Source organism: Phycisphaeraceae bacterium (genome assembly GCA_040222855.1).
Taxonomy (GTDB): domain Bacteria; phylum Planctomycetota; class Phycisphaerae; order Phycisphaerales; family Phycisphaeraceae; genus Mucisphaera.
The window spans coordinates 138,123-162,344 of the sequence record JAVKCD010000003.1 but is presented as its reverse complement, the minus strand read 5'-3'; the positions used below and the strand labels follow the sequence as shown (position 1 = coordinate 162,344).

The 24,222-nt window shown below is 63.0% G+C and carries 21 protein-coding genes and 1 tRNA gene; 13 read left to right on the top strand and 9 right to left on the bottom strand.

Features of this window, described 5'->3' with window-relative positions; all coding sequences use genetic code 11:
* Positions 1 to 17: 17 nt before the first annotated feature.
* On the bottom strand, positions 18 to 3,056 hold the full coding sequence (locus RIG82_00705; protein MEQ9459457.1) for an AIR synthase-related protein: 3,039 nt from the start codon (positions 3,054 to 3,056) through the stop codon (positions 18 to 20).
* A gap of 193 nt (positions 3,057 to 3,249) precedes the next feature.
* On the bottom strand, positions 3,250 to 4,638 hold the full coding sequence (locus RIG82_00700) for an alkaline phosphatase (GenBank protein MEQ9459456.1): 1,389 nt from the start codon (positions 4,636 to 4,638) through the stop codon (positions 3,250 to 3,252).
* 108 nt (positions 4,639 to 4,746) lie between these two features.
* Between RIG82_00700 and RIG82_00695 the strand changes: the two genes are divergently transcribed.
* From RIG82_00695 to RIG82_00675, 5 genes are all read left to right on the top strand, one after another.
* Positions 4,747 to 6,048: a hypothetical protein gene (locus RIG82_00695; GenBank protein MEQ9459455.1), complete on the top strand. Its 1,302-nt coding sequence runs from the start codon at positions 4,747 to 4,749 to the stop codon at positions 6,046 to 6,048.
* 67 nt (positions 6,049 to 6,115) lie between these two features.
* Positions 6,116 to 6,481 carry a hypothetical protein gene (locus tag RIG82_00690; protein ID MEQ9459454.1) on the top strand — a complete coding sequence of 122 codons (366 nt, stop codon included), beginning with the start codon at positions 6,116 to 6,118 and terminating at the stop codon, positions 6,479 to 6,481.
* Positions 6,482 to 6,621: 140 nt separating this feature from the next.
* Complete coding sequence (locus RIG82_00685) at positions 6,622 to 7,335, top strand: hypothetical protein (GenBank protein ID MEQ9459453.1); 714 nt, start codon at positions 6,622 to 6,624, stop codon at positions 7,333 to 7,335.
* Complete coding sequence (locus tag RIG82_00680) at positions 7,332 to 8,339, top strand: hypothetical protein (protein ID MEQ9459452.1); 1,008 nt, start codon at positions 7,332 to 7,334, stop codon at positions 8,337 to 8,339. The genes RIG82_00685 and RIG82_00680 overlap by 4 nt, the downstream gene beginning before the upstream one ends.
* Entirely contained in the window at positions 8,336 to 9,127 is a 792-nt protein-coding gene (locus RIG82_00675) for a prepilin-type N-terminal cleavage/methylation domain-containing protein (GenBank protein MEQ9459451.1), read from the top strand. Before RIG82_00680 ends, RIG82_00675 begins: the two co-directional genes overlap by 4 nt.
* Positions 9,128 to 9,913: 786 nt before the next feature.
* Here RIG82_00675 and RIG82_00670 read toward each other — a convergent pair.
* Positions 9,914 to 9,987: transfer RNA gene (locus RIG82_00670), tRNA-Cys, on the bottom strand.
* Between the two features lie 36 nt (positions 9,988 to 10,023).
* On the bottom strand, positions 10,024 to 10,986 hold the full coding sequence (cysK, locus tag RIG82_00665; GenBank protein ID MEQ9459450.1) for a cysteine synthase A: 963 nt from the start codon (positions 10,984 to 10,986) through the stop codon (positions 10,024 to 10,026).
* 131 nt (positions 10,987 to 11,117) lie between these two features.
* On the opposite strand from cysK, the gene RIG82_00660 reads away from it, so the two are divergent.
* From RIG82_00660 to nth, 4 genes are read left to right on the top strand one after another with little or no spacing between them, the layout of a single operon-like run.
* Positions 11,118 to 12,008, top strand: a complete 891-nt coding sequence (locus RIG82_00660; GenBank protein ID MEQ9459449.1) for an alpha/beta hydrolase — start codon at positions 11,118 to 11,120, stop codon at positions 12,006 to 12,008.
* Between the two features lie 4 nt (positions 12,009 to 12,012).
* On the top strand, positions 12,013 to 14,724 hold the full coding sequence (gene mutS / locus RIG82_00655) for a DNA mismatch repair protein MutS (protein ID MEQ9459448.1): 2,712 nt from the start codon (positions 12,013 to 12,015) through the stop codon (positions 14,722 to 14,724).
* A gap of 8 nt (positions 14,725 to 14,732) precedes the next feature.
* Entirely contained in the window at positions 14,733 to 15,320 is a 588-nt protein-coding gene (locus RIG82_00650) for a hypothetical protein (GenBank protein MEQ9459447.1), read from the top strand.
* Positions 15,317 to 16,000, top strand: a complete 684-nt coding sequence (gene nth / locus RIG82_00645) for an endonuclease III (GenBank protein MEQ9459446.1) — start codon at positions 15,317 to 15,319, stop codon at positions 15,998 to 16,000. Before RIG82_00650 ends, nth begins: the two co-directional genes overlap by 4 nt.
* A 19-nt stretch (positions 16,001 to 16,019) precedes the next feature.
* Here nth and RIG82_00640 read toward each other — a convergent pair whose 3' ends face one another.
* Together RIG82_00640 and argC are read right to left on the bottom strand one after the other, a co-directional pair.
* Positions 16,020 to 16,523, bottom strand: coding sequence for a DinB family protein (locus RIG82_00640; protein MEQ9459445.1), 504 nt, complete (start codon positions 16,521 to 16,523; stop codon positions 16,020 to 16,022).
* A gap of 90 nt (positions 16,524 to 16,613) precedes the next feature.
* Positions 16,614 to 17,657, bottom strand: a complete 1,044-nt coding sequence (gene argC, locus RIG82_00635) for an N-acetyl-gamma-glutamyl-phosphate reductase (protein ID MEQ9459444.1) — start codon at positions 17,655 to 17,657, stop codon at positions 16,614 to 16,616.
* 225 nt (positions 17,658 to 17,882) lie between these two features.
* On the opposite strand from argC, the gene RIG82_00630 reads away from it, so the two are divergent.
* Positions 17,883 to 18,356 carry an Hsp20/alpha crystallin family protein gene (locus RIG82_00630; protein ID MEQ9459443.1) on the top strand — a complete coding sequence of 158 codons (474 nt, stop codon included), beginning with the start codon at positions 17,883 to 17,885 and terminating at the stop codon, positions 18,354 to 18,356.
* Between the two features lie 122 nt (positions 18,357 to 18,478).
* Here RIG82_00630 and RIG82_00625 read toward each other — a convergent pair whose 3' ends face one another.
* Positions 18,479 to 19,294, bottom strand: a complete 816-nt coding sequence (locus RIG82_00625) for an HAD family hydrolase (GenBank protein MEQ9459442.1) — start codon at positions 19,292 to 19,294, stop codon at positions 18,479 to 18,481.
* Positions 19,295 to 19,329: 35 nt separating this feature from the next.
* Between RIG82_00625 and RIG82_00620 the strand changes: the two genes are divergently transcribed.
* A complete protein-coding gene (locus RIG82_00620; protein ID MEQ9459441.1) occupies positions 19,330 to 20,352 on the top strand; it encodes an amidohydrolase family protein in 1,023 nt (340 codons plus the stop codon).
* Positions 20,353 to 20,694: 342 nt separating this feature from the next.
* Here RIG82_00620 and RIG82_00615 read toward each other — a convergent pair whose 3' ends face one another.
* Complete coding sequence (locus tag RIG82_00615) at positions 20,695 to 21,546, bottom strand: DUF1559 domain-containing protein (protein MEQ9459440.1); 852 nt, start codon at positions 21,544 to 21,546, stop codon at positions 20,695 to 20,697.
* Between the two features lie 188 nt (positions 21,547 to 21,734).
* Here RIG82_00615 and RIG82_00610 point away from each other — a divergent pair, with 188 nt between their 5' ends.
* Together RIG82_00610 and RIG82_00605 are read left to right on the top strand one after the other, a co-directional pair.
* Positions 21,735 to 22,757 carry a zinc-binding alcohol dehydrogenase family protein gene (locus RIG82_00610; protein MEQ9459439.1) on the top strand — a complete coding sequence of 341 codons (1,023 nt, stop codon included), beginning with the start codon at positions 21,735 to 21,737 and terminating at the stop codon, positions 22,755 to 22,757.
* Complete coding sequence (locus tag RIG82_00605) at positions 22,750 to 23,526, top strand: SDR family oxidoreductase (protein MEQ9459438.1); 777 nt, start codon at positions 22,750 to 22,752, stop codon at positions 23,524 to 23,526. The genes RIG82_00610 and RIG82_00605 overlap by 8 nt, the downstream gene beginning before the upstream one ends.
* A 112-nt stretch (positions 23,527 to 23,638) precedes the next feature.
* On the opposite strand, the gene tpx is transcribed toward RIG82_00605, so the two are convergent.
* Positions 23,639 to 24,154, bottom strand: coding sequence for a thiol peroxidase (gene tpx, locus RIG82_00600; GenBank protein MEQ9459437.1), 516 nt, complete (start codon positions 24,152 to 24,154; stop codon positions 23,639 to 23,641).
* Positions 24,155 to 24,222: the final 68 nt, after the last annotated feature.

Below are 24,222 nucleotides of genomic sequence, written 5' to 3'. Positions count from 1 at the left end.
TTGCCCACGATGGGGCCCTACCAGTCCAGCGTGCCCAGCCACACGCCACGCAGATCGTCCATCGCTGCCGAGATCAGCAGCCTACCATCTGCACCTGTTACGACCAGGCGATCACCCTCGTCGAGCATTCCGATCGCCGCTGCATCGACGCCTGTGGCGATGAAGTAACCCATCATCGCTTCGAGCTGATCGGCATCAACCTCAAGCAGGTAGCGAGATGGACCTTCACCAAAACACGCGGCAGGCCACGGCAGCCCGCGCAATGCCGCTAGGTCAAGCTTGACCCCCAGCCGACCCCCCATCGCCATCTCGAAGGCCGCCACGACCAGCCCGCCATCCGATACATCGTGCGCCGATCGCACCATGCCACGTTTGATCGCTTTCGCGACAGCTTTCGCCGTCATCGGACCAAGGTCCAGGTCCACCTTCGGGACAGGGCCGCTTAGTTGTTCCAGCTCAGCCAGGTGACTGCCGCCCAGCTCATCACCCACCGCTCCGACCTGCACGAGCACCCCGCCCGCTCGCTTGCCATCGCTGGTGATGCAGCGACCGGCGTCCTCGACGATCCCCATCGCCGTGATCAACATCGTTGACGGGATGGTGATGAGCCTGCCGTCTTCTGTCGTGAACTGGTTGTGCAGCGAGTCCTTGCCCGACACAAAGGGTGATCGGTACGCCTTCGCCCCGTGATAACAGGCTGCCGCCGCTCGCGCGAGCGATGCCATCGACTCCGGATCATCACACGATGGCCAGCAGAAGTTATCCAGGATCGCGACTTGCTCCGGGTCGGCGCCGACGCAAACTACGTTTCTGATGGCCTCATCAATCGCTGCGAGTACCGCGTAGTACGCATCCCCATCCGTTGAGGTCCCGCGCTCGATGGACTTCTCCGACAACTGCGGAGCCAGACCACAGCCCAGCGCCACCGCCTTACGGCTGCTCAGCTTCGGACGCACCACCGCCGCATCCGATGGTCCATCCCCGCGCACGCCCACCAATGGCTTCACCACCGACCCGCCCTGTACCTCGTGGTCGTACTGCCGGATGATCCAGTGCTTCGACGCGATGGTCGGATGCCCAAGCAATCCACGCAGGACCTTCTCGGCCTTCGACGGGTCAACATCAACAGCCTGCACCTCCTCATCAACCAAGCGGGGGGGGGCGTGCGCGACTCGATGCGTTTTTGGCAATCCGTCGTGCAGGAAATCCATCGCCATGCGACCGACTTCTTGCTCGCTATAGCGCAGCACCAGTTCGGCGGCTCCGTCATCTCCCTCGCCGAATCGACCCAGATCACACCACTCGGCGCCCTCCGCTTCGCAGAACGCTGCAAACGCTGCGACATCCGACTCTGGCACCGACAGCACCATCCGCTCCTGGGCCTCGCTGATCCAGACCTCGGTGTAACTCAATCCCTCATATTTCAGCGGGGCGCGGTCCAGCTCGACCACCGCCCCCACCTTCTCCGCCATCTCGCCGATCGCCGATGAAAACCCGCCGGCTCCGCAGTCTGTGATCGCGCTGTACAGACACCGGCGCTGGCCTGTCTTTGGATCAACGTAATCCCGTGCCGCCAGGATCGCGTCCAGCAGCTTCTTCTGCGTGATCGGGTTTCCGATCTGCACCGCGTGGGAGAACTCCTCTGCGTGCGCATCGGTCAACTCCGCAGACGAGAACGTCGCACCGTGAATTCCATCTCTTCCGGTCGCTCCCCCCACCGCGATGATCCGATCGCCGGGCTGCGCTGTCCCCTCGACTCGATCCAGCGGGATCAACCCCACACACCCCGCGAACACCAGCGGGTTCGCCACATAATCCGGATCAAAGGCCACCGCACCCGCGACCGTCGGGATCCCCATCCGATTCCCGTAATCTCTCACCCCCTCGACCACTCGCCGCAACACCCGCTCGGGCGCAATCACTCCCTCAGGGACATCAAGATTACCTTCGGCCCATGTGGGCGGGGGGGCAACGCAGAAGACGTTGGTATTGGCGATCGGCTTCGCTGCGAGACCGGTGCCGATGATGTCACGGATACACCCGCCAATGCCCGTCGCAGCGCCGCCGTACGGCTCGAGCGCGGATGGATGGTTGTGTGTTTCGACCTTGATACACACTCCGTCCTCATCATCGAAGCGGACGATGCCCGAGTTATCGTGAAACACACTCACGCACCAGTCACCGATCGTCGGGTCTTCCATCAGCTCAAACGTCGCCGCCGCCACGGAGTGTTTGAGTAGATTCGGGATGACCACCGCATCTCCCTCGACCACGGCACCGGGCAACGCCTCGAGCCATTCCTTGCCGAAACCGGTGTAACGCACAGCACTCTTGAGCGTCTTGTGAACACAGTGCTCACTCCACGTCTGCGCCAGCGTCTCCAACTCAATGTCTGTCGGCTCCCGCCCCAACTCCCCGAAGTATGCCTGGATGGTCTTCATCTCTTCGAGACTCAGGAACAGGTGCTGCTCGCGAGACAGCTTCTTGAGCGCATCATCCCCCAATCCACTCAGCTCGATCCGACCCAACACAAACTCGTAGGGCCGACCCAACTCCAGAGTAGGGGGGTGCTCGTGGCCCACCACCACCCGCTCGATCACCCGGTTCGCCACCGACCGCTCCGCCACGCCGATCAGTTCTTCATCTCCGGGCCGCTGCCCGTCGAACACCAGATCAATCCGCCGCCCGGTTCGCACGCGCACGCCATCACCCGAATCGTGGAGCCGATCGGCGATCGCCACCCGCGCCGTCTCCGCCGCCGGGTCCATCACCCCCGGCAGGTCGTGGACCTCCAGACTCACCGCCCCTGTGCTCGCAAGACGAGAGCCAACCACCGCGACCTGATCCACCGGATCGGCCAGCAGCCCCTCCGCGATTGCCGATGCGCCCGCCTCATCAATCCCCGCCTCCACCAGGTACACACGAGCCGACCGCACGCTTCTTGCCGGCCGCTTCAGCCCCGCCAGACCCTCCACCAGCGCCCGCAGGTCCCCTGTCACCCCCGCCGGGTCCTCATCCACACCCTGATCCCAGACCTCAATGCGATACACCGCCATCGTGTGCTCCTTCGTCAGCGATCAACATCGCAGAGCACACCATAACAGCCTGGCGGACATCCTCGGTCCGCTGGACTGATCACCGCTATGACTCTATTTCATCGCTCGCTCTCGCCAGCCGGGTCCGTCGTCCCATTGACCAAACAGCCGGTTCATACCCAGAGTCAACCGTATTCCGTCTCTGAATGCCCTATCACACGCTCAATCCCATCGCCCCCGTCATTAACCCATAAAACTCCACATTATCCATCATCGGCCGCAGCAGCTCGCTCCCCGGGCCGACTGCCGAGGCGTGCACCATCTCCGCCGTGTGGTTCCCGCTCACAAAACTCACCCCCCAGTGATTGGCTAGCACCGTCGAGATGACCCTGCTGTCACCCTGCAAACCCTTGAACCCCTCGCCCTCACGATCACGACCGAGCGATCCACGCAGATAGTCCTGCTCCGCAGCACTCAGCTCGATGTCCAAAGCGTCTCGGAAGCCAGCGATCAACCGGTCCACGCGATCCGCCTCACGCCCCGCCTTCATCTGCACCGCCGTCACCGTGCTCTTGGCTGTCAGCAACTTCGCAAACCCCTCGTTGCCCTCCTCCTGATAGAGGGTCAACTCCGGCCCGCCGCACCCGTGATCGGTCGTCACGATCACCAGCGTGTCCCCGCGCCGTCTGGCCCAACCCACCACCGCCTCGACCGCCTCATCAAACGCCAGTTGATCAAAGAGATTTGCCGGCGCGTCCGTCCCGTGCCCGCCATGATCCACACGACCGCCCTCGATCTGCAACACAAACCCAGTCTCGCGTGCAGCGAGCTTCTCAAGCGCCACCATCGACATCGCACGCAGCGAAGGTTCCTCCGCCGGCCGATCCAACTCATATGCCAGATGGCTGTCGTTAAACAGCCCCAGCAATCGACCCTCGACGCCTCGCTTGATGGCCAGGTCCGTAGCGGTGCGTACCACGGTCACATCTTCATACTCTGTCAGTAGCTCATCAGGAAAATACCGCGCGCCCCCGCCCAGCACGACATCCACCCCTCTCTCCATCATCTGCCCCGCGATCTCATCTTCCATGTCGCGGTGGTCAACATTCGCGACGAAACTCGCGGGGGTCGCGTGCGTCACCCGGGTTGTCGTCACCAGGCCCGTACCCATCCCCGCCTTCCTGGCCGTGACCAGAATAGGCTCGTAATCCTTCCCACCGTGTCGATTGATCTCGCCGTTGTTGAGGTGCACCCCGCTGCCCCACGCCGAGCCACCCGCCGCCGAGTCGGTCACCAGCGAGTCCTTCGAGTGCGTCATCACCTGCGCCGACGGCATCCCCTCCATCATCAGCGAAGCCCAGAACGACCGCCGACCCGAGCGCAGCCGGTGCGCCATATCCGCCATCGTCCACGTCCCCTGACTCATCCCGTCCGACACCATGAACACCACGTTCTTTGCTTTCCCGCCCCAACGAGTCGATCCACCCCCGACCTGACCCAGAGCTATCGACCCCTGCCCTCCAAGACCCAGCCCCGCCGCCGCGGCAGCCGCGCCCTTGAGAAACTCACGCCGAGAGCCCCCACCGGACAACAGAGTATTCATCACGATGACTCCTTATTGGTTAAGCAATCTGACACTCTGACTTTAGTCGATCCGCTCTCGTCGATCACAGACCAGATCCTGTCTACACTTCCCCGCAGCAGCGAGCTTATGACCCAGTCCACCCTCGAGCACGTCCACGAAGCCCTCACCGCCGAAGACGACAGCCGCGCCTGTCGGGATATCCCTGATGAGGCCTGCCGCGAGCAGCCTGCCAATTTCCTCACCCACGTGGCCGCACTCGCCATGACCAAAACGGGCGACGGACTCCTCGACCCCAAACTCGTTCTGTCCTGGCTTCTCACCGCCTTGGGCAGCCCCGCTTCCCTCATCGGACTCCTCGTTCCTGTCCGCGAAGCCGGTGCCCTCCTCCCCCAACTCATCACCGCCAGCTACATCCGTACGATGCCCCGACGTAAATGGGCGTGGGTTGCCGGCTCCATTGTTCAAGGCCTCGCAGTCCTTGCCATGGCCGCCGCTTCCCTGGTACTTGAAGGCACGTCTGCGGGTCTCACCATCGTTGCCCTCCTCGCGCTCTTTGCTCTGGGGCGTTCTATCTGCTCCGTGTCTTACAAAGATGTCCTTGGCAAGACCGTCGCCAAGTCCACCCGAGGGACCGCCACGGGTACCGCAGGCACCGTCGCGGCGGCAGCTGTTCTAACCTTTGGGATCTTACTCGCCACCAATCTCCTCCCGCGCACGCCGACCACCATCGCCATCGTCCTGTTCCTCGCCGCTGGCCTCTGGCTCACCGCCGCCGCGCTCATGACCAGCCTCACCGAAGACTCAGGCAGCACCGAAGGCGGGGCGAATGCCCTCATCACAGCCCGCGATAACCTCAAGCTAGTCCTCACCGACTGCCACCTGCGCCGCTTCATCGCCACCCGTGGACTCCTCACCGCGACCGCCCTCGCTCCGCCCTACATGATTGCCCTCGCGGGCTCAAACGCTCCCGATGACGCTCGGCTGGGCTTCTTTATCATTGCTTCTGCCCTCGCCGCCCTCGTGAGCAACTACATCTGGGGCAGGCTCGCTGACCGCTCCTCCCGCAAGGTCCTCATCCTCACTTCGGTCATCGCCGCGGTGACTCTCGGTGCCACCGCCGCCCTCGGTGTCCTCGCCGCCGATGCCCCATGGCTTGTATACGCTCTTCCCGCTTGTCTGTTTATTCTCATGATCGCTTACCAAGGCGTCCGCCTTGGCCGCTCGGTCCACCTCACCGACATGGCTACGCCCGACACCCGCGCCGCCTACACCGCCATCGCCAACACCGCCATCGGCCTGCTCCTGCTCGCCGCCTCTGCCTTCGCCCTCCTCGCCCAGACACTGGGCGTCTCCGCCACCCTTCTCGCCTTCACCGCCATGACCACCCTCGCCGCATTCACTGCTTGCACGCTCGATGAAGTCCAGTAAATTATTACCTCTGCCATTGACCGCACCCGGTGATACGTTCATAACGTCTCACCCCTCAAGACACGCCATGAACAGCAATAAGCTCCGCTGGCTCATGATCGCCTGGTGCGTCCTCTGGTTCGCTGTGATCCTCCCCGGCCACAAGCGCGGCGCTATCGCTCTCCCAAGCGAAAGCCAGAACGCCGCCAGCGTCTCTTTCTGCCCTCTCTGCGACCTCATCAAGTCCTCACCCGATGGCACCCCTCTGGAACCCTGCTCGGGCGGATGCCTGATCTGCCATCTCAAAACGGGGCTCAACACCCCGCCGCCCGCGATGGTCTTTGACCCCATCGTTATCCTGCTCGATGAACTCCCGCTGATCCTCGAGCCGCCTCAGATCGGTGCGATCGAACCGCCAAACATCACCGCGGGCCGCGCTCCGCCTGTCGCCTGAGCTTCGCTCGCCCTAGTACACGCCCACCTCCCGGGGCCTACCCGACCGTAGCACCATGTTTATGGTGCACGGTCCATTGATCTGACTGATCCATCCACATGACTGAGGCGTCAGCCTCGATTTCACAAGGTAACACTCCCATGCTCCGAATCATCAGCTCGGCGTTATTGGCAGCCCTCTGCGCCTCCCCTGTTCAGGCAGCCATCCCGCCGATGCCGGGCCTCACCTCCGGACTCAGCATGACCGGTAACGGCATGATCCACGCCGAGATCGCCGTCCAGAACAACATCGTGAACGCCATCCTTCGTGATGGTCCCAGTGGCAACGCAAGCTCCTCGGATCGTCTCGTTGCCATGTCCGCCAACCAGGCCGCCGGCCCCTTCGAGTCGCCTTACGATGTGCTCAACAACCAGCCCTTCAACGCTCAGATCGGATGGCTCGAGGACCAGTCCATCGGCTTCAAGCCCATCGATATCCCCATCGACGCCACCATCGCTATCGAACTCATCGCGGTCTCCGGTCCCGGCATCGTCTCGATCTATGAGGGCGGCAACGGTAATCAGCTCATGACCACCGGCCACACCATGAACCCCATCCAGGGAACCGGTGGCTCGCCCGCCGCTTGGCTGTGGGACGACGACTTCCTGATGCAGCACAACTGGGTCGCCTTCTCGGCTCCAGGCGATTACGACCTGACCTTCAGCATCTTCGTCGCCGATCTCTTAGGCAATCCGCTCACTGGCTACACCGCCGATGACATCACCTTCGCCTACACCGTGCTGCCAGAGCCCTCCACGGCGTTCATCACCCTCGCCACACTCTCTCTCGTCACACGCAGAGGCGGTCGCCCATGAGATCGCTCATCACAAAGCTCATCGTCGTCACGCTCACCCTGGCCGCGACCAACCTTACCAGAGCCGATGGCGTCTCCCTCGGGGGGCTGATGAACCACATCAATGTCGGCGTCTCTGCACCCGTCGATGGCAGCTTCCCCCTCACCATCACCCTCGACACCGATCCGGGCGATGGACTCGAGATGATCCTCGGCGAACCGCCTCTCCCCGAGCCCTACGATGTCCTCGTAGACCGCGCGTACAACGCCCAGTTCGGCTGGCTGAGGCAAGGTCGCTGGGCACCCGGTCCGGGAGAGGCCGCCTTCATCGAACTCATCGACGCCACCCCCGGGCTCTCGATCTACGAGGGTGCCTTCGCCTCAGACTCAGGCGGAGGGATCTCTGACGGGCTCAACGGCGAACACAGCCTCAATCCCATATTCGGTACCGATGGCTCTCCCATGGTCTGGCAGTGGGATGGCCGCATGACCCATCACTGGAATGTCTCCGATGCCCCCGGCAGCTATGAGACAACGTTCCGTGTCTTCGTCGCCGAGAACCTCAACGGGCTCCCCGGCGACCTCAGCCCGACCTTTATTCCCGGCGAGATCACCCTCACCTGGATCGACACGGTCTCCACAGCGTCTAACGGCGTCGATGACATCAACCAACTCGCCGAGGACCTCCGCCTCGCCACCACCACGCCCGATCAGGATTACGACCAGTCCGGAACAGTCGATGATGACGATCGCCTGTACCTCATCCAGACGCTCATCGGCACCGTCCTGGGCGACACCAACCTCGACTTCAGCGTCGATCTCATCGACCTCTCTGCACTCGCCGCCAACTTCTCAACATCCGACGCCCTCTGGCAGCACGGGGATATCTCAGGCGACGGCTCCGTAGACCTCATCGACCTCTCGATGCTCGCCACAAACTTCGGCAGCGACCTCACCCAAGTCCCCGAACCCGTCAGCGCCCTCTCGCTGTTCGCCCTCACCCTCCGCAGGCGACACAGATCATGATCTTTCTGAGCCGAACCAACCCGACAACCCAGACACGACGGCCCCCGCACCGTGCCTGGGTCGTGGGGGGGGTGGGGGGGTTCACGCTGATCGAGTTGCTGGTTGTCATCTCGATCATCGCCCTGCTCATCGGCGTCCTGCTCCCCGCCCTGGGTGCCGCCCGTGATCAGGCCCGTGCCCTCAACTGCCTCACCAAAACCCGTTCGATCGCGCAGGCCCTCACGATGTACCTTCACGACCACGCCGACTACTTCCCGCCGACCAATCATCAGGGCTTCGGGGCTGGGCTCGACTGGGACCTCGAACTCGCACCTTACCTTGGTGCTCCTGAGGTTCGACTCGCTGTTGTCTTTGGCGATTTCTATCTTGAAGACAACGAGGAAGCGGTTCACTACTACAACCATCACCTCCGCTGCCCCGCCGACGAACGCACCGCCACCTATGACTTCTCCTACGCCCAGTCCGTCTACCCGAGCCTCTCACCCGATGTCGCCGAAGAACGCGCTGTGCTCGCCGGCCGCCTCTGGCACCGCGCCAGCTCGCTCCCCGCACCCTCCGCGACCGTGATCCACGGCGAAGTCAGCACCTCCTCCAACCACATCATGGCCCACTACTGGATCACCAGGAACGTGAATCCCCAAGACGATCTCGTCCTTCGCCACCGCGGCTCAGGCGGGGGCGGGCTGAGCACGACCTTCGCCGACGGGCACGCCACCCTCGGACCCGTCAGCGACACCTTCTCGCGCACGCAGCAGCGAGACCGCTGGAACCCAGCGACCGCGCGGTGAGCAAAGAAACGGACGGCTCCTGACGGGCCACCAACTTGACCAATCAATCTGCACTACAAGATCTCAGCGCTGACGACGCACAGATGTCATTCTCAGATCCACCAGCGATGCCTTCATCTCACTTGCAAACAAGATCTTCGGACTCTTTCTACCCTTGCCGTCATGACCTCGACCGCTATCGCTCAACTGAGCGCAAGAGAACTCTTAGTCCGAAGCCTCTGGTTGAGATGCAAGATATCTACGAAGACTATTGTCACCCCCTTGACTGACGTTAGACATTGAAGAGTATCCTTCATCGGTCAAGGAAATCATCCAGACTATGCAGTCAGGCTTTCTTTTTTGCATACTTCCGGGCTTGATCTGATTCAGCGACCTTGTGAAATAGCATATATCCGTAGGTGTTACGGTGGCGAGGGCAATACCGTGCGCTTGTGCATATTTTATAGCTCCACTCTGAAAGCCACTGCATGAGAATAAAATGCCTTTGTGTGCGCCTATAGAGTCCATTCTTCTATGCAATATTTGCACCTGTTCGCGCTTGACTTTGTTCTTCTGGTGCTTGCACTCGACTAAACATACAAATGGAACATCCAGAGCAGTGAATCGCACTACTACATCAATCTCGTAGTGTCCATCAAGGCCCTTGATTTGCTCGCGATGTTTAACAGAAAACTGGTCTAGATGATCCACATTGCGCTCAAGATGTTGCTTGACCGCTATCTCAAACTGTTCTGGAGAAAGCTCGTAAACATACTCAAAAGGCACTGGGTATTCCAGATACGTAAAAGGCCGCGGTGGGATTCGAACCCACGAATCGCGGATTTGCAATCCGCTCCCTTAGTCCACTCGGGCACGCGGCCATACATGATCCAGCATTCTAGCCAAACCGACCGCTCTTAGCCCACTAGGTCCGCGAACATCGCCGTCGAGAGATACCGCTCGCCGAAGCTGCAGCCGATCGTCACGATGGTCTTGCCCTGGTTCTCAGGCATCGCTGCCAGACGGCACGCCGCCGCCACGTTGGCTCCGGTGCTGATCCCGCCAAACAGCGCCTCTTCCTGGCACACCCGGCGACCCATCGTAAAGGCCTCCTCGTTCCCGACCTTCTCGACGCCATCGACGATATCCATGTCCAGGTTCTTCGGGATGAACCCAGCGCCAATCCCCTGGATCTTGTGCGGGCCTGGCTTCCCGCCCGAGATCACCGGCGAATCTTCCGGTTCCACCGCGATGCACTTGACCGACGACTTCTGCTCTTTGAGAAACTTCCCACCGCCCGAGATTGTCCCACCTGTGCCCACACCCGCCACAAAGATGTCCACCTTACCGTCAGTGTCTGCCCAGATCTCCGGGCCCGTCGTCCGGTAGTGAACCTCCGGGTTGGCCGGGTTCTCGAACTGCTGCGGCATCCACGCGTTGTCCTGCGTCGCCACCAGCTCCCCCGCCTTGGCGATCGCCCCCTTCATCCCCTCCGCCGCAGGCGTGAGCACCAGCGATGCTCCCAACGCCTTGAGCAGCGCTCGCCGCTCCAGACTCATCGACTCCGGCATCGTTAGCGTCAACTTGTAGCCCTTCGCCGCGCAGATGAACGCCAAGGCAATCCCCGTGTTCCCCGAAGTCGGCTCGATGATGTGCGTCCCTTTCCCGATCGCTCCCGATTTCTCCCCCGCCTCGATCATCGCCTTGCCGATCCGGTCTTTCACGGATGCCATCGGGTTGAAGAACTCGCACTTCACCAGCACCGTCGCCCCGCCTTCGGGCACCACGCGGTTGAGCTTCACCAACGGCGTGTTGAACACCGTCTCGGCCATGTTCGAGTAGGTCTTCCGGTGCAGCAGGTTTGCAGTCGCCGTGGTCATCGCATGATCTCCAGGGTCAAATGGGTCGTTTCAAAGGCACAGCCTAGCCTCAACCCCGATCCTAGACATCCCCAGCCCTGCCGACAAGAAAACATCCCTCCCCACATCTGCACACCCCCTAAACTCTCCCCATGCCCAAGCGCCGCTCCTGGTCCCGCTCGCTCCTCCGCATCGCCTTCCTGATCACCATCATCCTCCCGCTGGCCTGGTGGACCACGCTCTACGTCACCCAGACCGGCATGATCTTCCCCGGCCAGTTCAAGCCCGACAACGTCAATCTCGAACCCCCGCCCAACCTCAACATCAAGGTCATCTGGCTGGAGACCGACGCCGGACCCGTCGAGGCCTGGTTCTTCCCGGGCAAGGGACGTTCCGCCGAGAATCCCGGCCCCGCGATCCTCTACGCCCACGGCAACTTCGAGTACATCCAACTCTGCTTCCAGCACGCCTCGTGGTACGCCGACCTGGGTGTGTCAGTCTTGATGATCGAATACCGCGGCTTTGGCCGCTCCGCTGGATCACCCTCCGAGGCCACCGCCCGCGCCGATGGAGTCGCCTTCTACGACCTGCTCGCCGTACGCCCCGAAGTCGATCCCGCCCGCATCGCTTTTCATGGCCGCTCCCTTGGCGGGGGCGTCGTCTGTGCCATCGCCCGCGACCGCACCCCCGTCGCGCTCATTATCGAGTCCTCCTTCACCTCGATCCGCCCCATCGCCGCCCAGCTCTGGGTTCCGGGTTTTCTCCTCAAACACCCCTTCGACTCCATCGACGTCATCCGCGACTTCCAGGGGCCCATCCTCCTCGGCCACGGCGACACCGACCCCGTCATCCCTTATCACCACGCCCAGGACAATCTCGCAGCCAACCCCAACGCCACCCTCATCACCTACCCCGGCATCGGCCACGAACTCGACCCCATCCACCCTCAGTGGCATGCGGAAATCACCGCATTTCTAGCCAGACTCGGCTGGATCGAAACCATCGCCCCCGACCCATCCCCACCACCACAACCACTAAACTGACCCAATGCCCGACGCCCCGCCCTCCGATCCGCCAGCCGCCCAAGACATCCCCGAGGGCAGCCAGCACCAGACCCCGGCGATGCGGCAGTTCCACACCTTCAAGAAGCAGCACCCCGACTGCGTGCTCTTCTTCCGCATGGGCGACTTCTACGAACTCTTCTACGACGACGCCAAGCTCGCCCACCGTGTCATGGGCGTCACCCTCACCCAGCGCACCAAGGGCATCGACATGGCCGGCGTGCCCTACCACGCCGTCGATGGCTACCTCCGCCGAATGATCCAGGCCGGCTACCGCGTCGCCGTCTGCGATCAGGTCGAAACCCCCGCCGAAGCCAAAGGCATCGTCAAACGCGAGGTCACCCGCGTCGTCACCCCCGGCACCCTCACCGAATCCTCACTCCTCGACGAGGGCCGCGACAACTCCCTCGCCGCCGTCGCCTTCATCGAAGATCACCACGTCGCCCTCGCCTGGACTGACCTGTCGACAGGAACCTTCTGGGTCGCCACGCTCCCGGAAGCCGACCTCCTCGACGAGCTCTCCCGCCTCGCCCCCAGCGAACTGCTCTACAGCCAGACCGCCACCGGCCAGACCCCGCCCCGCGCCCAGCAACTCCTCGACCGACTCGATGCCGCCATCGGCACCGGTCGCCCGGGCTGGCAGTTCCACCGTGATGAGGCCGTCGACCTGCTCCGCAGCCACTACGCCGTCGCCTCCTTCACCGGCTTTGGCCTGGCCGACGACAGCCCCGAACTCCTCCCCGCCGCCGCCATCCTCCACTACCTCCGCGAGACCCAGAAACCCAACGCCACCGAGAAGGCATCCGGTCAGGGGGCTTTGGCTCATCTCCAGCCGCCCAAGCGCTTCCCGCGTGAACAGCACCTTGTCCTCGACGAGTCGGCCCTGCGCAGTCTCGAGATCACCCGCACAACCCGCTCGGAGTCTGAAGAAGGCTCGCTCCTCTCAGTATTCGAGAAACCCTCCACCGCCCTTGGCCGCCGGACGCTCCGCCGCTGGCTCGCCTACCCGCTCCGGGATCGCGCCGCCATCGAGCAGCGTCACGCCGCCGTCGAAGCCCTCGTCGCCGCGCCACGCCTGCTCGAAGCTCTCCGCAATCGTCTCGCCGACATCCAGGACATCGAACGCATCCTCGCCCGCCTGACTCTCGGCCGCGCCGCGCCCCGCGACGTCGTCGCTCTCGGTCGCAGCACCGCACAAGCCGATCAACTCCTCGAACAACTCAATGATCACCCACAACTCGATCCGCTGGTCTCAGCTCTCCGCGAAAACCGCGAGGCCCTTGCCACCATCACCGCCGCCATCACCACCCGCTGCGTCGATGAACCCCCCAACCACCTCCGCGAAGGCGGGCTCATCCGGGATGGTGTCGATCCCGCCCTCGACGAAACCCGCAGCCTCCAGCGTGACTCCCAGGCCTGGCTCGCCCGCTACCAGAAGAAACTCATCGACGAGATCAACGTCCCCTCCCTCAAGGTCGGCTTTAACCGCGTCTTCGGCTACTACATCGAGCTCACCGCGCTCCACCGCGACAAAGCCCCCGACTCATGGACCCGCAAGCAGACCCTCAAAAACGCCGAACGCTTCATCACGACCGAGCTCAAGACCTACGAGACCCGCGTCCTCCACGCCGAGTCCGAAGCCGTCGAACGCGAAAAACAACTCTTCGAGCAACTCACCGCCGACATCCTCGCGCACACCGACGCCCTCCGTGCCTTTGCCACCGTCGTCGCCGAACTCGACACCCTCGCCTCCTTCGCCCGCACCGCCGCGCGCCACCGCTACGTCAAACCCACCCTCACTGATGAACCCACCCTCCAACTCATCGAAGCCCGCCACCCCGTCCTCGACATCATCCTCGCCGACCGCTTCGTGCCCAACGACATGTTCCTCAACACGACTGAATCCGACGTGCGCAAGGCGGGAGGGCTCGCGCTCATCACCGGTCCCAACATGGCTGGCAAGTCCACCTTCATCCGCCAGGCCGCTCTGATCACCCTCATGGCCCACGCCGGCTCCTTCGTCCCCGCCAAGTCTGCCACGCTAGGCGTCACCGATCGCATCTTCACCCGCATCGGTGCCTCCGACGAGCTCCACACCGGTCAGTCCACCTTCATGGTCGAGATGGCTGAGACCGCCCGCATGTGCCACCACGCCACCGGACGATCCCTGATCATCCTCGACGAGATTGGCCGCGGGACCTCCACCCTCGACGGCCTGTCCCTCGCCTGGGCCATCGCCGAACACTTCGCCACCCGACCCGACCCGCCTCGCGTCCTTATGGCGACTCACTACCACGAGCTCACCGAACTAGCCGACCAGATCCCCACCGTCGAGAACCTCCACGTCAAGGTCCGCGAGTGGAACGACCAGGTCGTCTTCCTCCACCGCATCGAACCGGGCGCCACCGACCGCTCCTACGGCATCCACGTCGCCAAACTCGCTGGCATGCCCGACGCTGTCGTCCAGCGCGCCAACACGCTCCTCGCCGCACTCTCCGAGCAGCACACCGCTCAGAACGTCGCCCAACTAGCCAAACCCGCAACCCGCTCCGAACCCGACCTCCCCCTGTTCAACCGCGTCCTCGAACACCCCGTCATCGACCAGCTCCGCGAGACGCAACTCGATAACCTCTCTCCCATGCAGGCTTTTGACCTACTCCGCCAACTCATCAATGAAGCCAAGGACAACAAGCCCTAGGATCCTCCATGACCCTCCTCCGCACACTCATCGCCATTCAGATCACCGCCCTGGGCCTCTGGCTCGGCTCCACGCTGATGATGGGTCTCGGCGCCCCACAGATCTTCTGGACCATGCGCGAGTACCAGCCGCTCATCACCGCCTCGCAGCACGACCATGTCCTGCTCCGAAATGATGACCCCCAACGACTCGCAGGCGTCATCGCGCTGTGCCTATTCGAGAAGCACGCCATCATCCGCTACGCCGCCGTCGGAACCGTCCTTCTCACGCTCCTGCTCGTCCCCTGGGCTGGCGGAAAGCTCTCGAAACTTCAGCTCGCCGCTCTACTCATCGCCCTCGGCATCCTCCTCTACGAACAGACCAACCTCGTCCCGCAGATGAACGATCTCCGCGCTGACATCTACAATCCCGCGCTCCCCGAACTCGACCGCGCCGCCGCCCGCGACGCCTTCCAGCCGCTTCATAAGTCCGCCGAACGCGCGGTCGGGACCGAAGCCCTCTTCGCCCTGATCATCCTCCTCGCAGCGCCCTGGCAAATCCCCGCATCAAAGCAACTGAAAGACACGCCCATCCCCAGCGACGAGACTCAGGCGTGACCAACACCATCGAACTGCCCCAGGTCGACCCCGCCGAACGCCGCCGCTGCGCCCGCCTCTACAAAAAACTCCTCGACCTCTATCCCGATGCCCACTGCGCTCTGAACTACACATCACCGTGGGAACTCGTCGTCGCCACCATCCTCTCGGCTCAGTGCACGGATGTCCGCGTCAACAAGGTCACCCCTGACCTCTTCAAAGCCTTTCCCACCCCCCAAGCCTTCGCCAAGTCATCACCCAGGAAGATCGAACCCTACGTCAAGACCTGCGGGTTCTTCCGCAACAAAGCCAAGAACATCCACGGCGCCGCCATCGAAGTCGTCGAGACCTTCGACGGCGAAGTCCCGCAAACCATGGACGAACTGCTCACCCTCCCAGGCGTCGCACGCAAAACCGCCAACGTCGTCCTCGGCAACGCCTTCAACATCAACGCCGGCGTTGTCGTCGATACCCACATCGGCCGCCTCTCCCGACGACTCGCCTTCACCAACCACACCGACCCCGTCAAAGTCGAACGCGACCTCGCCGCACGCTTCCCCCAACAAAACTGGACCCTCCTCGCCCACCTCCTCATCGAACACGGACGAGCGGTCTGCGACGCCCGCCGACCCGCCTGCTCAACCTGCACCCTGCAACGCTCCTGTCCACAGATCGGCGTCGCAACCAATCAAACAAAATAGGCGACTCGATAGACACTACTCAAAACGCCAGCGGGCCTCGGCCCAACGCACGGCGCGCGTCAGCGAGCTGGCCACGATGCGACATCTCGTGCAAGGCGGTAAACAGAAAAATCCGACCGACCGTCTGAAAATCCGGATCATCTTTTAACTTTGGAGGCACACCCAGCGCTGGCTGATCGAGCCCGGCCTCGCCAAACTTGGCTAAAGCCTGCAAGGTCCGCTGGTGCTCACGTTCCCAGAGCGCCATGACCTCGTCATAGCTGGGATAAACGCTGCCGTCACCGCTCGGTTGAGATTGACCGCCGAGCTTCGCTTCCCACTCTGCCAGTGGATTCGGTTCTCCCGTGATAAACGACAGCAAAGCAGCCCGAGCAAACGCGGCATGACCAACCACCCACACCGGATGGTTTCCCCCGGTTGGTGTCGGGAACGTCAAGGGCACATCTCTCATGTCTTCGGCGAGCATCCGGTTCCAGTCGTAACTCTGGCGCAACGCAGCTCTGATCGCTTCCATAGCATCCATGATCTAGCCTCTATACGGTCAGGAAGTGCCCATATCCTATAGATATCTAGATATCTATGCAGCCTTACGAGACCGACTTCATGTTGCGGCTTAGAAAGACAACCCCGCGCCTTCCTCCAACCCAAACATCAGATTCATCGCCTGCACCGCCTGGCCAGAGGCACCCTTGACGATGTTGTCTTCCGCGACAAACACCACCAGCTTCCGCGAGGTCGCGGTCTCCGCCATCCGGAAACCGATCTGCACATGATTCGTCCCTGTGACGTGCTTCACGCTCGGCAGGTGATCCACCACATGAACGAAGAACTCATCCGCATACGCTTCGGTGTAAGCCCGCGCGACATCTGATTCGGTCACACCGGCTTTCGGTTCCAGGTAGATCGTCTCCAGGATGCCACGATCCAGCGGCAGGAGATGCGGAACAAACAACGGATCAATCCCCGGCAGCCCCAGCCGTTCGAGCGTGTACCGGATCTCCGGCTGATGTCGGTGCCCGCCAATCTTTCCGTAGGCCGCAAAGCCCTCGTTCGCCTCGGCGTGCAATAGCCCGACCTTCGCCGCCCGACCGGCACCCGTCGTCCCCGATGCCGCGTTGATCACGATCGAAGAGGTCTCGACCAGACCGGCGCGAAGCAAGGGCGTCAGCCCCAGCAGCGCTGCCGTGGGATAGCACCCCGGCGAAGCGACCAGCCGTGTCTCCTTGGTGATCTGATCCCGGAACAACTCCGGCAGCCCGTACACCGCCTCTCCGATGCGCCCGGCATCGGTGTGCGCCACGCCGTAGACCGCCTCATACAACCCCGCCGAAGCCAGTCGGTAGTCCGCCGAAAGGTCAATCACGCGCAGCCTCGCGTCGATCAAACCCGGCACGTGCGCCATGGATGCTGTGTGCGGCAACGCGAGGAACACCACGTCCGCAGCCGCCGCGATCGCGCGACTGTCGATCGGCCTGGCGACCGCGACCACATCCGACAACTGACCCGCGAACCGCGGGAACTCGACGCGCAGGTCCGGCAGCTCGTCGCGATGCGAGGCCAGGTACGTCAGCTCCGCCCCGGGATGACCCAGCAACAGGCGAATCAACTCGGCCCCGGCGTAACCGGTGGGCCCCACAACTGCGGCGCGAATACTCATACGTCGCATTGTTACCAACTGGCATTCAAAAGACATCTCCTCCTACGAAAACTGCCACTATGGCAGAAAATCGCATTTCGCATTTTGTGTCTATCTGACGATCATATCAGGGCTTACAGCAGATCGACCCCGCTGGCACGCCTTGTGCAACCTGTGGGGTGAGTGAAATGAAAGCACCGGCCCGGCGACGTTAAGACCAGGGCCACAACGAAAAGGAGGCAACCCATGTTGCTCACACGACCCAACACCGTCGACCTGTTCGAAGAGTTCGACCGCGCGTTCAATCGAGCTTACCGCCCGAGTGGCACCACCGCGGGGTGGTACCCCGTGGATGTCACCGAGAACGACACCGCTTACGTCGTCGAGGCGGAGCTGCCGGGCTATACCCGGGATCAGGTGAGCGTGACGCTTGAGGATGGCGTGCTCACGATCGAGGCGGATCGGTCGGAGACGGCTCATAAGAGTGAGCCCGCGGCGACAGCCGCAGACACGACCGAGGTAGCGCAAGTGCAGGATCAGTCGCAGAAGACGGCGAACGTGCATCTGCACGAGCGACGGGCGCAGCGGGTGGTCCGACGCTTCAGGATGCCCAGCGAGCTCGACGCGGACAAGATCCAGGCCACGCTCGAAAACGGCGTGCTGACGCTTACGCTGCCTAAGCATGAGCAGACGCTGCCGCGACAGATCGAGATCCGTTAATCACCTGCCCCACCACCACGCTCCCGACGCGCCTTGCGCGTCGGGGGCGCTTCCCTTCTCCGCGCCCGCGAGCTGTTACAGGTTCGTGGGTGTTTTCATTGATGCGCCGATTCAGGATCGAGTCAGGAGAGCACAAACTTCTCGATGGCCCAGCCAACAGCGCCTTGCTCTGCGGTGACGTTGGCGATGTGTTTGGCGGCATCCTGCGCTTCGGGCCAGGCGTTGGCGACGGCCACGCTGGTGTGCGCCCAGCGCAACATGCCGGCGTCATTGGGGGCGTCGCCGAGGGTCAGGACATTTTCCGGAGAGACGCCATCGTGGTTGGCGATCCATTGGACGCCATGGTGCTTGTCGGCTTGGGGCTGGACGGCCTGAATGAGATGGGCGTCGCTGATCTGGAAGCGGAGGTGGTGCCGGAAGAAGGCGCGTAAGCCTCGGTGAAGATGCGACATGCGCTCGGGGGGGATGAGCAGGAGGACCTTGGTGATGGGCTGGTTCATCACCGCGTCGAGGGGGCCTTCGTAGTCGGGCTTGAGGTTGAGGGAGGTGGCGGTGGTGAGGCCGTCGATCTGGCCATCGGTGAACCACTGGTCCTTCACCTCAAGGCTGACGGCGAGTTGCGGGTCGATGCGGCGGGCGACGGCGACGAGGCGCCGGGCCAAGGCGGGCTCGATCGGGCGGTGGACGGCGTACTCGGCATCGCTGGGCCGCTGGATGACCGCACCGTTGTAGTTGATCTGATAGGAGCTTAGAGCCAGTTCGTCGTAGATGGGCCGGGCCATCCGGGGCGGGCGGGCCGAGGCGAGGACGAAGTGGACCCCGCGTGCTGAGGCCGCGGCGATCGCTTCGCGGTTGCGGTCGGGGATGGTGCCATCGGGTGCGATGAGGGTGCCATCGACGTCGCAAGCGATGAGTTTGATTGGGTTTACGTTAGCCATGCCGATCTCTTGGGCAAGAGCCTACCATGCGGGGCATGGCACAGAATCAAGACCAGGCCGCACAGCGGGGGGTGAATCCAGCGAACACGCTGGGGCTGGACTATCACGCGGAGGCGGAGACGTTTGGGTATCGCGGGCCGATTCTGGATGTGCACACGCACATCGGGACGGTGGCGTCGTCGGAGGTTTATTTTGAGGCGGCGGAGCGGTACGGCGTGGTCAAGGCGTGGTCGATGACCAACCGGATGGATCAGGTGGACGCGCTGGCGGAGCGCTGGGGGGAGAAGATCGCGTTTATCGCGGTGCCGAACTATGAGGAGCGGGACAAGCCGGAGACGTTTACCAGCGAGTGGCTTAAGCGGATTGAGCAGTTTGCGGAGCGTGGGTGTGCGATCTGCAAGATCTGGGCGGCGCCGCGGGGGCTGGACCTGGCGGAGCACTTCTGGATTGACGATCCGATCCGTTTTGAGGCGATGGACCTGGCGGTGTCGCTGGGGATGAAGCTGATGAGTCATGTGGGGGACCCGGACACGTGGTTTGCTACGAGGTATGCGCACGGCGACAAGTACGGGACGAAGCGGGAGCACTTTGATCGGTTCCGGCGGGTGCTGGATCGTTACGGGGAGGTGCCGTGGCTGGGCGCGCATATGGGGGGTACGCCTGAGGATCTTGAGGTTTTGCAAGGGTTTATGGATGATTACCCGAACTACGTGGTGGACACTTCGGCGACGAAGTGGATGGTGCGGGAGCTGAGCCAGCATCCGGGGGCGTTTGCGGACTTTTGTCGTCGGAATCCGGGGCGGGTGCTGTTTGGGACGGACATCGTGACGAACGATGAGAACATTGATTACGACTTGTACGCGAGTCGTTTCTGGGCGTTAAAGACTTTGATGGAAACGGATTACGATGGTCCGAGCCCGATTGTGGACCCGGATCTGAGCATGGTGGACCCGTCGCTGCCGGCGGACAGCACGGCGGTTTTGCGGGGGGCGGGGTTCGATGAGCCGCTGCTGCGGGAGGTGTATTACGAGGCGCCAGCGGCCTTCTTTGGGGTGTGAAACGGAGCGTTTTGGGCGCGGAAGCGGCCGAAGTCGTCAATCAAACGTGACCGATGGGGGTTGAAGTGCAACGGTTTGTGCGCGCGCGGTGGCAAGTTGGGGCGGTGCGCTGAAGCGCGGTATATCCGGGGACAGGTGCGTGAAGGGGTGAGATGGTTGGTGTGCTTTTGGTGGTGGCGGGTTGGCGAAGGGCTGGGCTCCAGAAGCAAGTTCGGGACTCGTGACACGCTTGGGTTGTGGGTTGGCCCTGCTTCGCCAAGGCTTCGCAGGGTTGGCACCCGGCTTTGGCCCCGGGGCTTCCGCCCCGGGCTCGTGTTGTGTTATGCCCGGGTTGGGGGTGGCTCAGCAGCCGCAGCCTGGGATGTTGGGGGAGGGGGTGTTGCCGCCGAGGCCGCTGCCGATGCTGCCGCCTGAGGAGCCGCCTGAGTTGTTGCCGGTGTTACCGCTGGGGAGGTCGGGGAGGAGGTCGTCGATTTCGCCTTCGATTTCGGGAGAGTCGTCTTCGGGCCACCAGTACCAGTGTCCGTTGTCGCGTTTTTGGGCGGTGTAGTCGAGCCAGTCGACGTGACCATCGACGAAGGTGAAGAGGCATGCGTCATCGGGGAGGTGACGGAAGGCTCGTTCGGCGCGGTGGTTGTTTGAGGCGAACCAGCCGGTGATGGTGGGTGTGGCGAGGACGCCGTACTGGTCGGCGGTGATCATGGCTTCGAGGATCTCGACGGGTTGTTCCCCGGCGATGATGATTTGTGAGGGGTTGGGGACGACTGCTGATTTGAAGGACCATTGGGGGAACTGGAGAGCGCCATTGAGTCCGTAGCTGGTGGCGATGAACCCGCGAGTGGCGTCGGAGGGTGCTGCGAGGAGTTCATCGGTATCGGCGGAGGGGCACTGGATGGCGGTCTCGGTTAGTTCGAGGGCCTGGGCGCTGAGGTAGGTATCGATGCGGGACTTCCATCCGGTTGGGACGTTGTGGGTCCAGATGATTGGGTAGGCGCCGTTGTCGACTTCGTAGGCGGCCAGCGCGATGCTGATCTGGCGGAGGTTGGACATGCACTGGGCCTGTTTGGCGGAGGCGCGGGCTGCGGAGAGTGAGGGGAGGAGGATGCCGATGAGTAGCGCGATGATAGAGATGACGACGAGGAGTTCGATGAGGGTGAACCCGCCGAGGTGGGCACGGGATGATGAGATCGGCATGGTTTGGTGTCCCTTCGGCGTGTGAGTTCAGTTGCCATCGTAACTGGGGGGCGTGCGTGGGTCTGCGCTGTTGTTGTGATTTTGGCGGGGTGCTGGCATGGTTGGCGCGCGGGCTTGTCGGTAAGTCGTGTGTGTTGGGTAGGTTTGCTGTGGTCTAATGGGTGATCGTGAGAGTCAGGAGTGATGTGATGCGGACTTTGGTGTTGGAGAAGCCTGGGGTTTGGGGGATGGTGGAGACGGGTGAGCCGGCGTCGCCTGGGGCGGGTGAGGTGGTGGTGCGGGTGCGTCGGGTGGGGGTGTGTGGGACGGACATCCATGCGTATCGGGGGGAGCAGCCGTTTTTTGAGTACCCGCGTATTCTGGGGCATGAGCTGGGGGTCGAGGTGGTGGCGGTGGGGGATGGGGTTGAGGGGCTGGTGGCTGGGGATCGGTGTGCGGTGGAGCCTTATCTGAACTGCGGGGTGTGTGGCGTGTGTCGGTTGGGGCGGACGAACTGTTGTGAGACGCTGAAGTGTCTGGGGGTGCATACGGATGGGGGGATGCGGGATCGGATCGTGCTGCCGGCGGGGAAGCTGCATCGGTCGGAGGTGTTGGGGTTGGATGCGCTGGCGCTGGTGGAGACGCTGGGGATCGGGAAGCACGCGGTGTCGCGGGCGCGGGTGGAGGCGGGTGAGCGGGTGGCGGTGGTGGGGTTGGGGCCGATCGGGTTGACGGCGGCGCAGTTTGCGGTGCTGGCGGGTGCTGAGGTGGTGGGTGTGGATGTGTCGGGTGATCGGGCGCGGGCGGCGGAGCGGCTGCTGGGGATTGAGACGCTGGTGATTGATCCGGCGCGATCGGGTGCTGAGCAGTGGGTTGAGGGGCGGGGTGACCTACCGTTCAAGGTGTTTGATGCGACGGGTCATCGGGGTTCGATGGAGGGTTCGTTCGGGCTGACGGGTCAGGGGGGGACGCTGACGTTTGTGGGGCTGGTGCGGGGTGAGGTGTCGTTTGACGATCCGGAGTTTCACCGGAAGGAGTTGACGCTGCTGGCGAGCCGGAACGCGGTGGCGGCGGATTTCCGAGAGATCATCGGGCATCTGGAGGCGGGTCGGATCGATGTGGAGGCGTGGGTCACGCATCGGGCGGGGGTGGCGTCGTTTGTGGATGTGTTCGAGGGTTGGTTGCGGCCGGAGGCGGGGCTGCTGAAGGGTGTGGTGAGTTTTGATGACTGATGTTGCGCGGCGTGGGCTGTTTGATTTAACGGGGAAGACGGCGCTGGTGACGGGGTCGACGCGCGGGTTGGGGTTGGCGATGGCGCGGGGGTTGGCGGAGCATGGGGCGCGGGTCGTAATTAACGGTCGGGGTGCGGAGGCGGTGGAAGCGACGGCGGAGGGTCTGCGGGGTGAGGGGTTTGAGGCGGGGACGCTGGTGTGTGACGTGACGGATGAGGTGGCGGTGGAGGAGGCGATTGGGGTGTTGGAGCGGGAGACGCCTGTGGATGTGCTGGTGAATAATGTTGGGATTCATGATCGTGCGCCGCTGGCGGAGATGACGGCGGCGCAGTGGCGGGGCGTGATCGAGGTGAATCTGACGAGTGCGTTTTTGGTGTCGCGGTTTGTGGCCCCCGGAATGATTCGGAGGGGAGCTGGTAAAATTGTGAATACGTGCTCGCTGATGAGTGAGGTGGGGCGGCCGACGACGGGGAACTACGCGGCGGCGAAGGGTGGTTTGAAGATGCTAACGCGGGCGATGGCGGTGGAGTGGGCGGGGCACAACGTGCAGGTGAACGGGATCGGTCCTGGGTATTTCGAGACGGAGCTGACGGCGAAGCTGGTGGCGGACCCGGAGTTTAATGCGTGGATTTGTAAGCGGACGCCAGCGGGTCGCTGGGGGCGGCCGGAGGAGCTGGTGGGTGCGGCGGTGTTTCTGTCGTCGGGGGCGTCGGACTATGTGAGTGGTCAGGTGATTTATGTGGATGGTGGGTTGTTGGCGGGGGTTTAGGGGGGCGTATGAAAAAGCCGCCCGGGTGGGCGGCTTGATGAGAGCTGGTTTGGCCCCGGGACTGCCGTCCCGGGCTCGTTGGGGAGGGGCTGTTGGTGGGGAGGGGCTCTTGTCAGAGGGCTTTTTTGGCGGCGTCTAGGACGGCGGTGTAGTTGGGTTCTTCGGCGACTTCTTTGACGAGGTGGGCGAGGGTGATGGTGTTGTCTTTGTCGATGACGAAGACCTGGCGGGCGAGGAGTCCGATTTCTTTGATGCGGACGCCGTAGGCGGTGCCGAACTTGTGGTCTTTGAAGTCGGAGAGGGTGTGGACCTTGTCGACGCCGGCGGCGGCGCACCAGCGTTTCTGGGCCATGGGTGTGTCGACGGAGACGGTGAGGATGACGACGTTGTCGCCCAGGGAGGCGGCTTCCTGGTTGAACTTGCGGGTCTCGGTGTCGCAGACGGGGGTGTCGAGTGAGGGGACGACGGAGAGGATTTTGACCTTGCCGGCGTAGTCGTCGAGGGATTTGGCGGACATGTCGTTGGCGACGAGGGAGAAGGCGGGTGCCTTGTCGCCGGCTTTGAGTTCGGGGCCGACGAGGGTCATGGGGTTGCCTTTGAGGGTGACGGCTGCGGGTCGATCGGACATGGGGTAGCTCCTGGTTTGGTGTGGTTGGGAGGGGGAGTTTAGCGGGTTGTGGGGGATGGTGACCTGGG

Coding starts and splice junctions, on each gene's coding strand:
- RIG82_00705 (MEQ9459457.1), bottom strand. CDS start 3,056: ATGGCGGTGTATCGCATTGAGGTCTGGGATCAGGGTGTGGATGAGGAC.
- RIG82_00690 (MEQ9459454.1), top strand. CDS start 6,116: ATGAACAGCAATAAGCTCCGCTGGCTCATGATCGCCTGGTGCGTCCTC.
- RIG82_00625 (MEQ9459442.1), bottom strand. CDS start 19,294: ATGGCTAACGTAAACCCAATCAAACTCATCGCTTGCGACGTCGATGGC.
- argC (MEQ9459444.1), bottom strand. CDS start 17,657: ATGAGTATTCGCGCCGCAGTTGTGGGGCCCACCGGTTACGCCGGGGCC.
- RIG82_00640 (MEQ9459445.1), bottom strand. CDS start 16,523: ATGGATGCTATGGAAGCGATCAGAGCTGCGTTGCGCCAGAGTTACGAC.
- RIG82_00630 (MEQ9459443.1), top strand. CDS start 17,883: ATGTTGCTCACACGACCCAACACCGTCGACCTGTTCGAAGAGTTCGAC.
- RIG82_00620 (MEQ9459441.1), top strand. CDS start 19,330: ATGGCACAGAATCAAGACCAGGCCGCACAGCGGGGGGTGAATCCAGCG.
- RIG82_00695 (MEQ9459455.1), top strand. CDS start 4,747: ATGACCCAGTCCACCCTCGAGCACGTCCACGAAGCCCTCACCGCCGAA.
- RIG82_00615 (MEQ9459440.1), bottom strand. CDS start 21,546: ATGCCGATCTCATCATCCCGTGCCCACCTCGGCGGGTTCACCCTCATC.
- mutS (MEQ9459448.1), top strand. CDS start 12,013: ATGCCCGACGCCCCGCCCTCCGATCCGCCAGCCGCCCAAGACATCCCC.
- RIG82_00675 (MEQ9459451.1), top strand. CDS start 8,336: ATGATCTTTCTGAGCCGAACCAACCCGACAACCCAGACACGACGGCCC.
- cysK (MEQ9459450.1), bottom strand. CDS start 10,986: ATGACCACGGCGACTGCAAACCTGCTGCACCGGAAGACCTACTCGAAC.
- tpx (MEQ9459437.1), bottom strand. CDS start 24,154: ATGTCCGATCGACCCGCAGCCGTCACCCTCAAAGGCAACCCCATGACC.
- RIG82_00650 (MEQ9459447.1), top strand. CDS start 14,733: ATGACCCTCCTCCGCACACTCATCGCCATTCAGATCACCGCCCTGGGC.
- RIG82_00605 (MEQ9459438.1), top strand. CDS start 22,750: ATGACTGATGTTGCGCGGCGTGGGCTGTTTGATTTAACGGGGAAGACG.
- RIG82_00660 (MEQ9459449.1), top strand. CDS start 11,118: ATGCCCAAGCGCCGCTCCTGGTCCCGCTCGCTCCTCCGCATCGCCTTC.
- RIG82_00610 (MEQ9459439.1), top strand. CDS start 21,735: ATGCGGACTTTGGTGTTGGAGAAGCCTGGGGTTTGGGGGATGGTGGAG.
- RIG82_00700 (MEQ9459456.1), bottom strand. CDS start 4,638: ATGAATACTCTGTTGTCCGGTGGGGGCTCTCGGCGTGAGTTTCTCAAG.
- RIG82_00680 (MEQ9459452.1), top strand. CDS start 7,332: ATGAGATCGCTCATCACAAAGCTCATCGTCGTCACGCTCACCCTGGCC.
- RIG82_00685 (MEQ9459453.1), top strand. CDS start 6,622: ATGCTCCGAATCATCAGCTCGGCGTTATTGGCAGCCCTCTGCGCCTCC.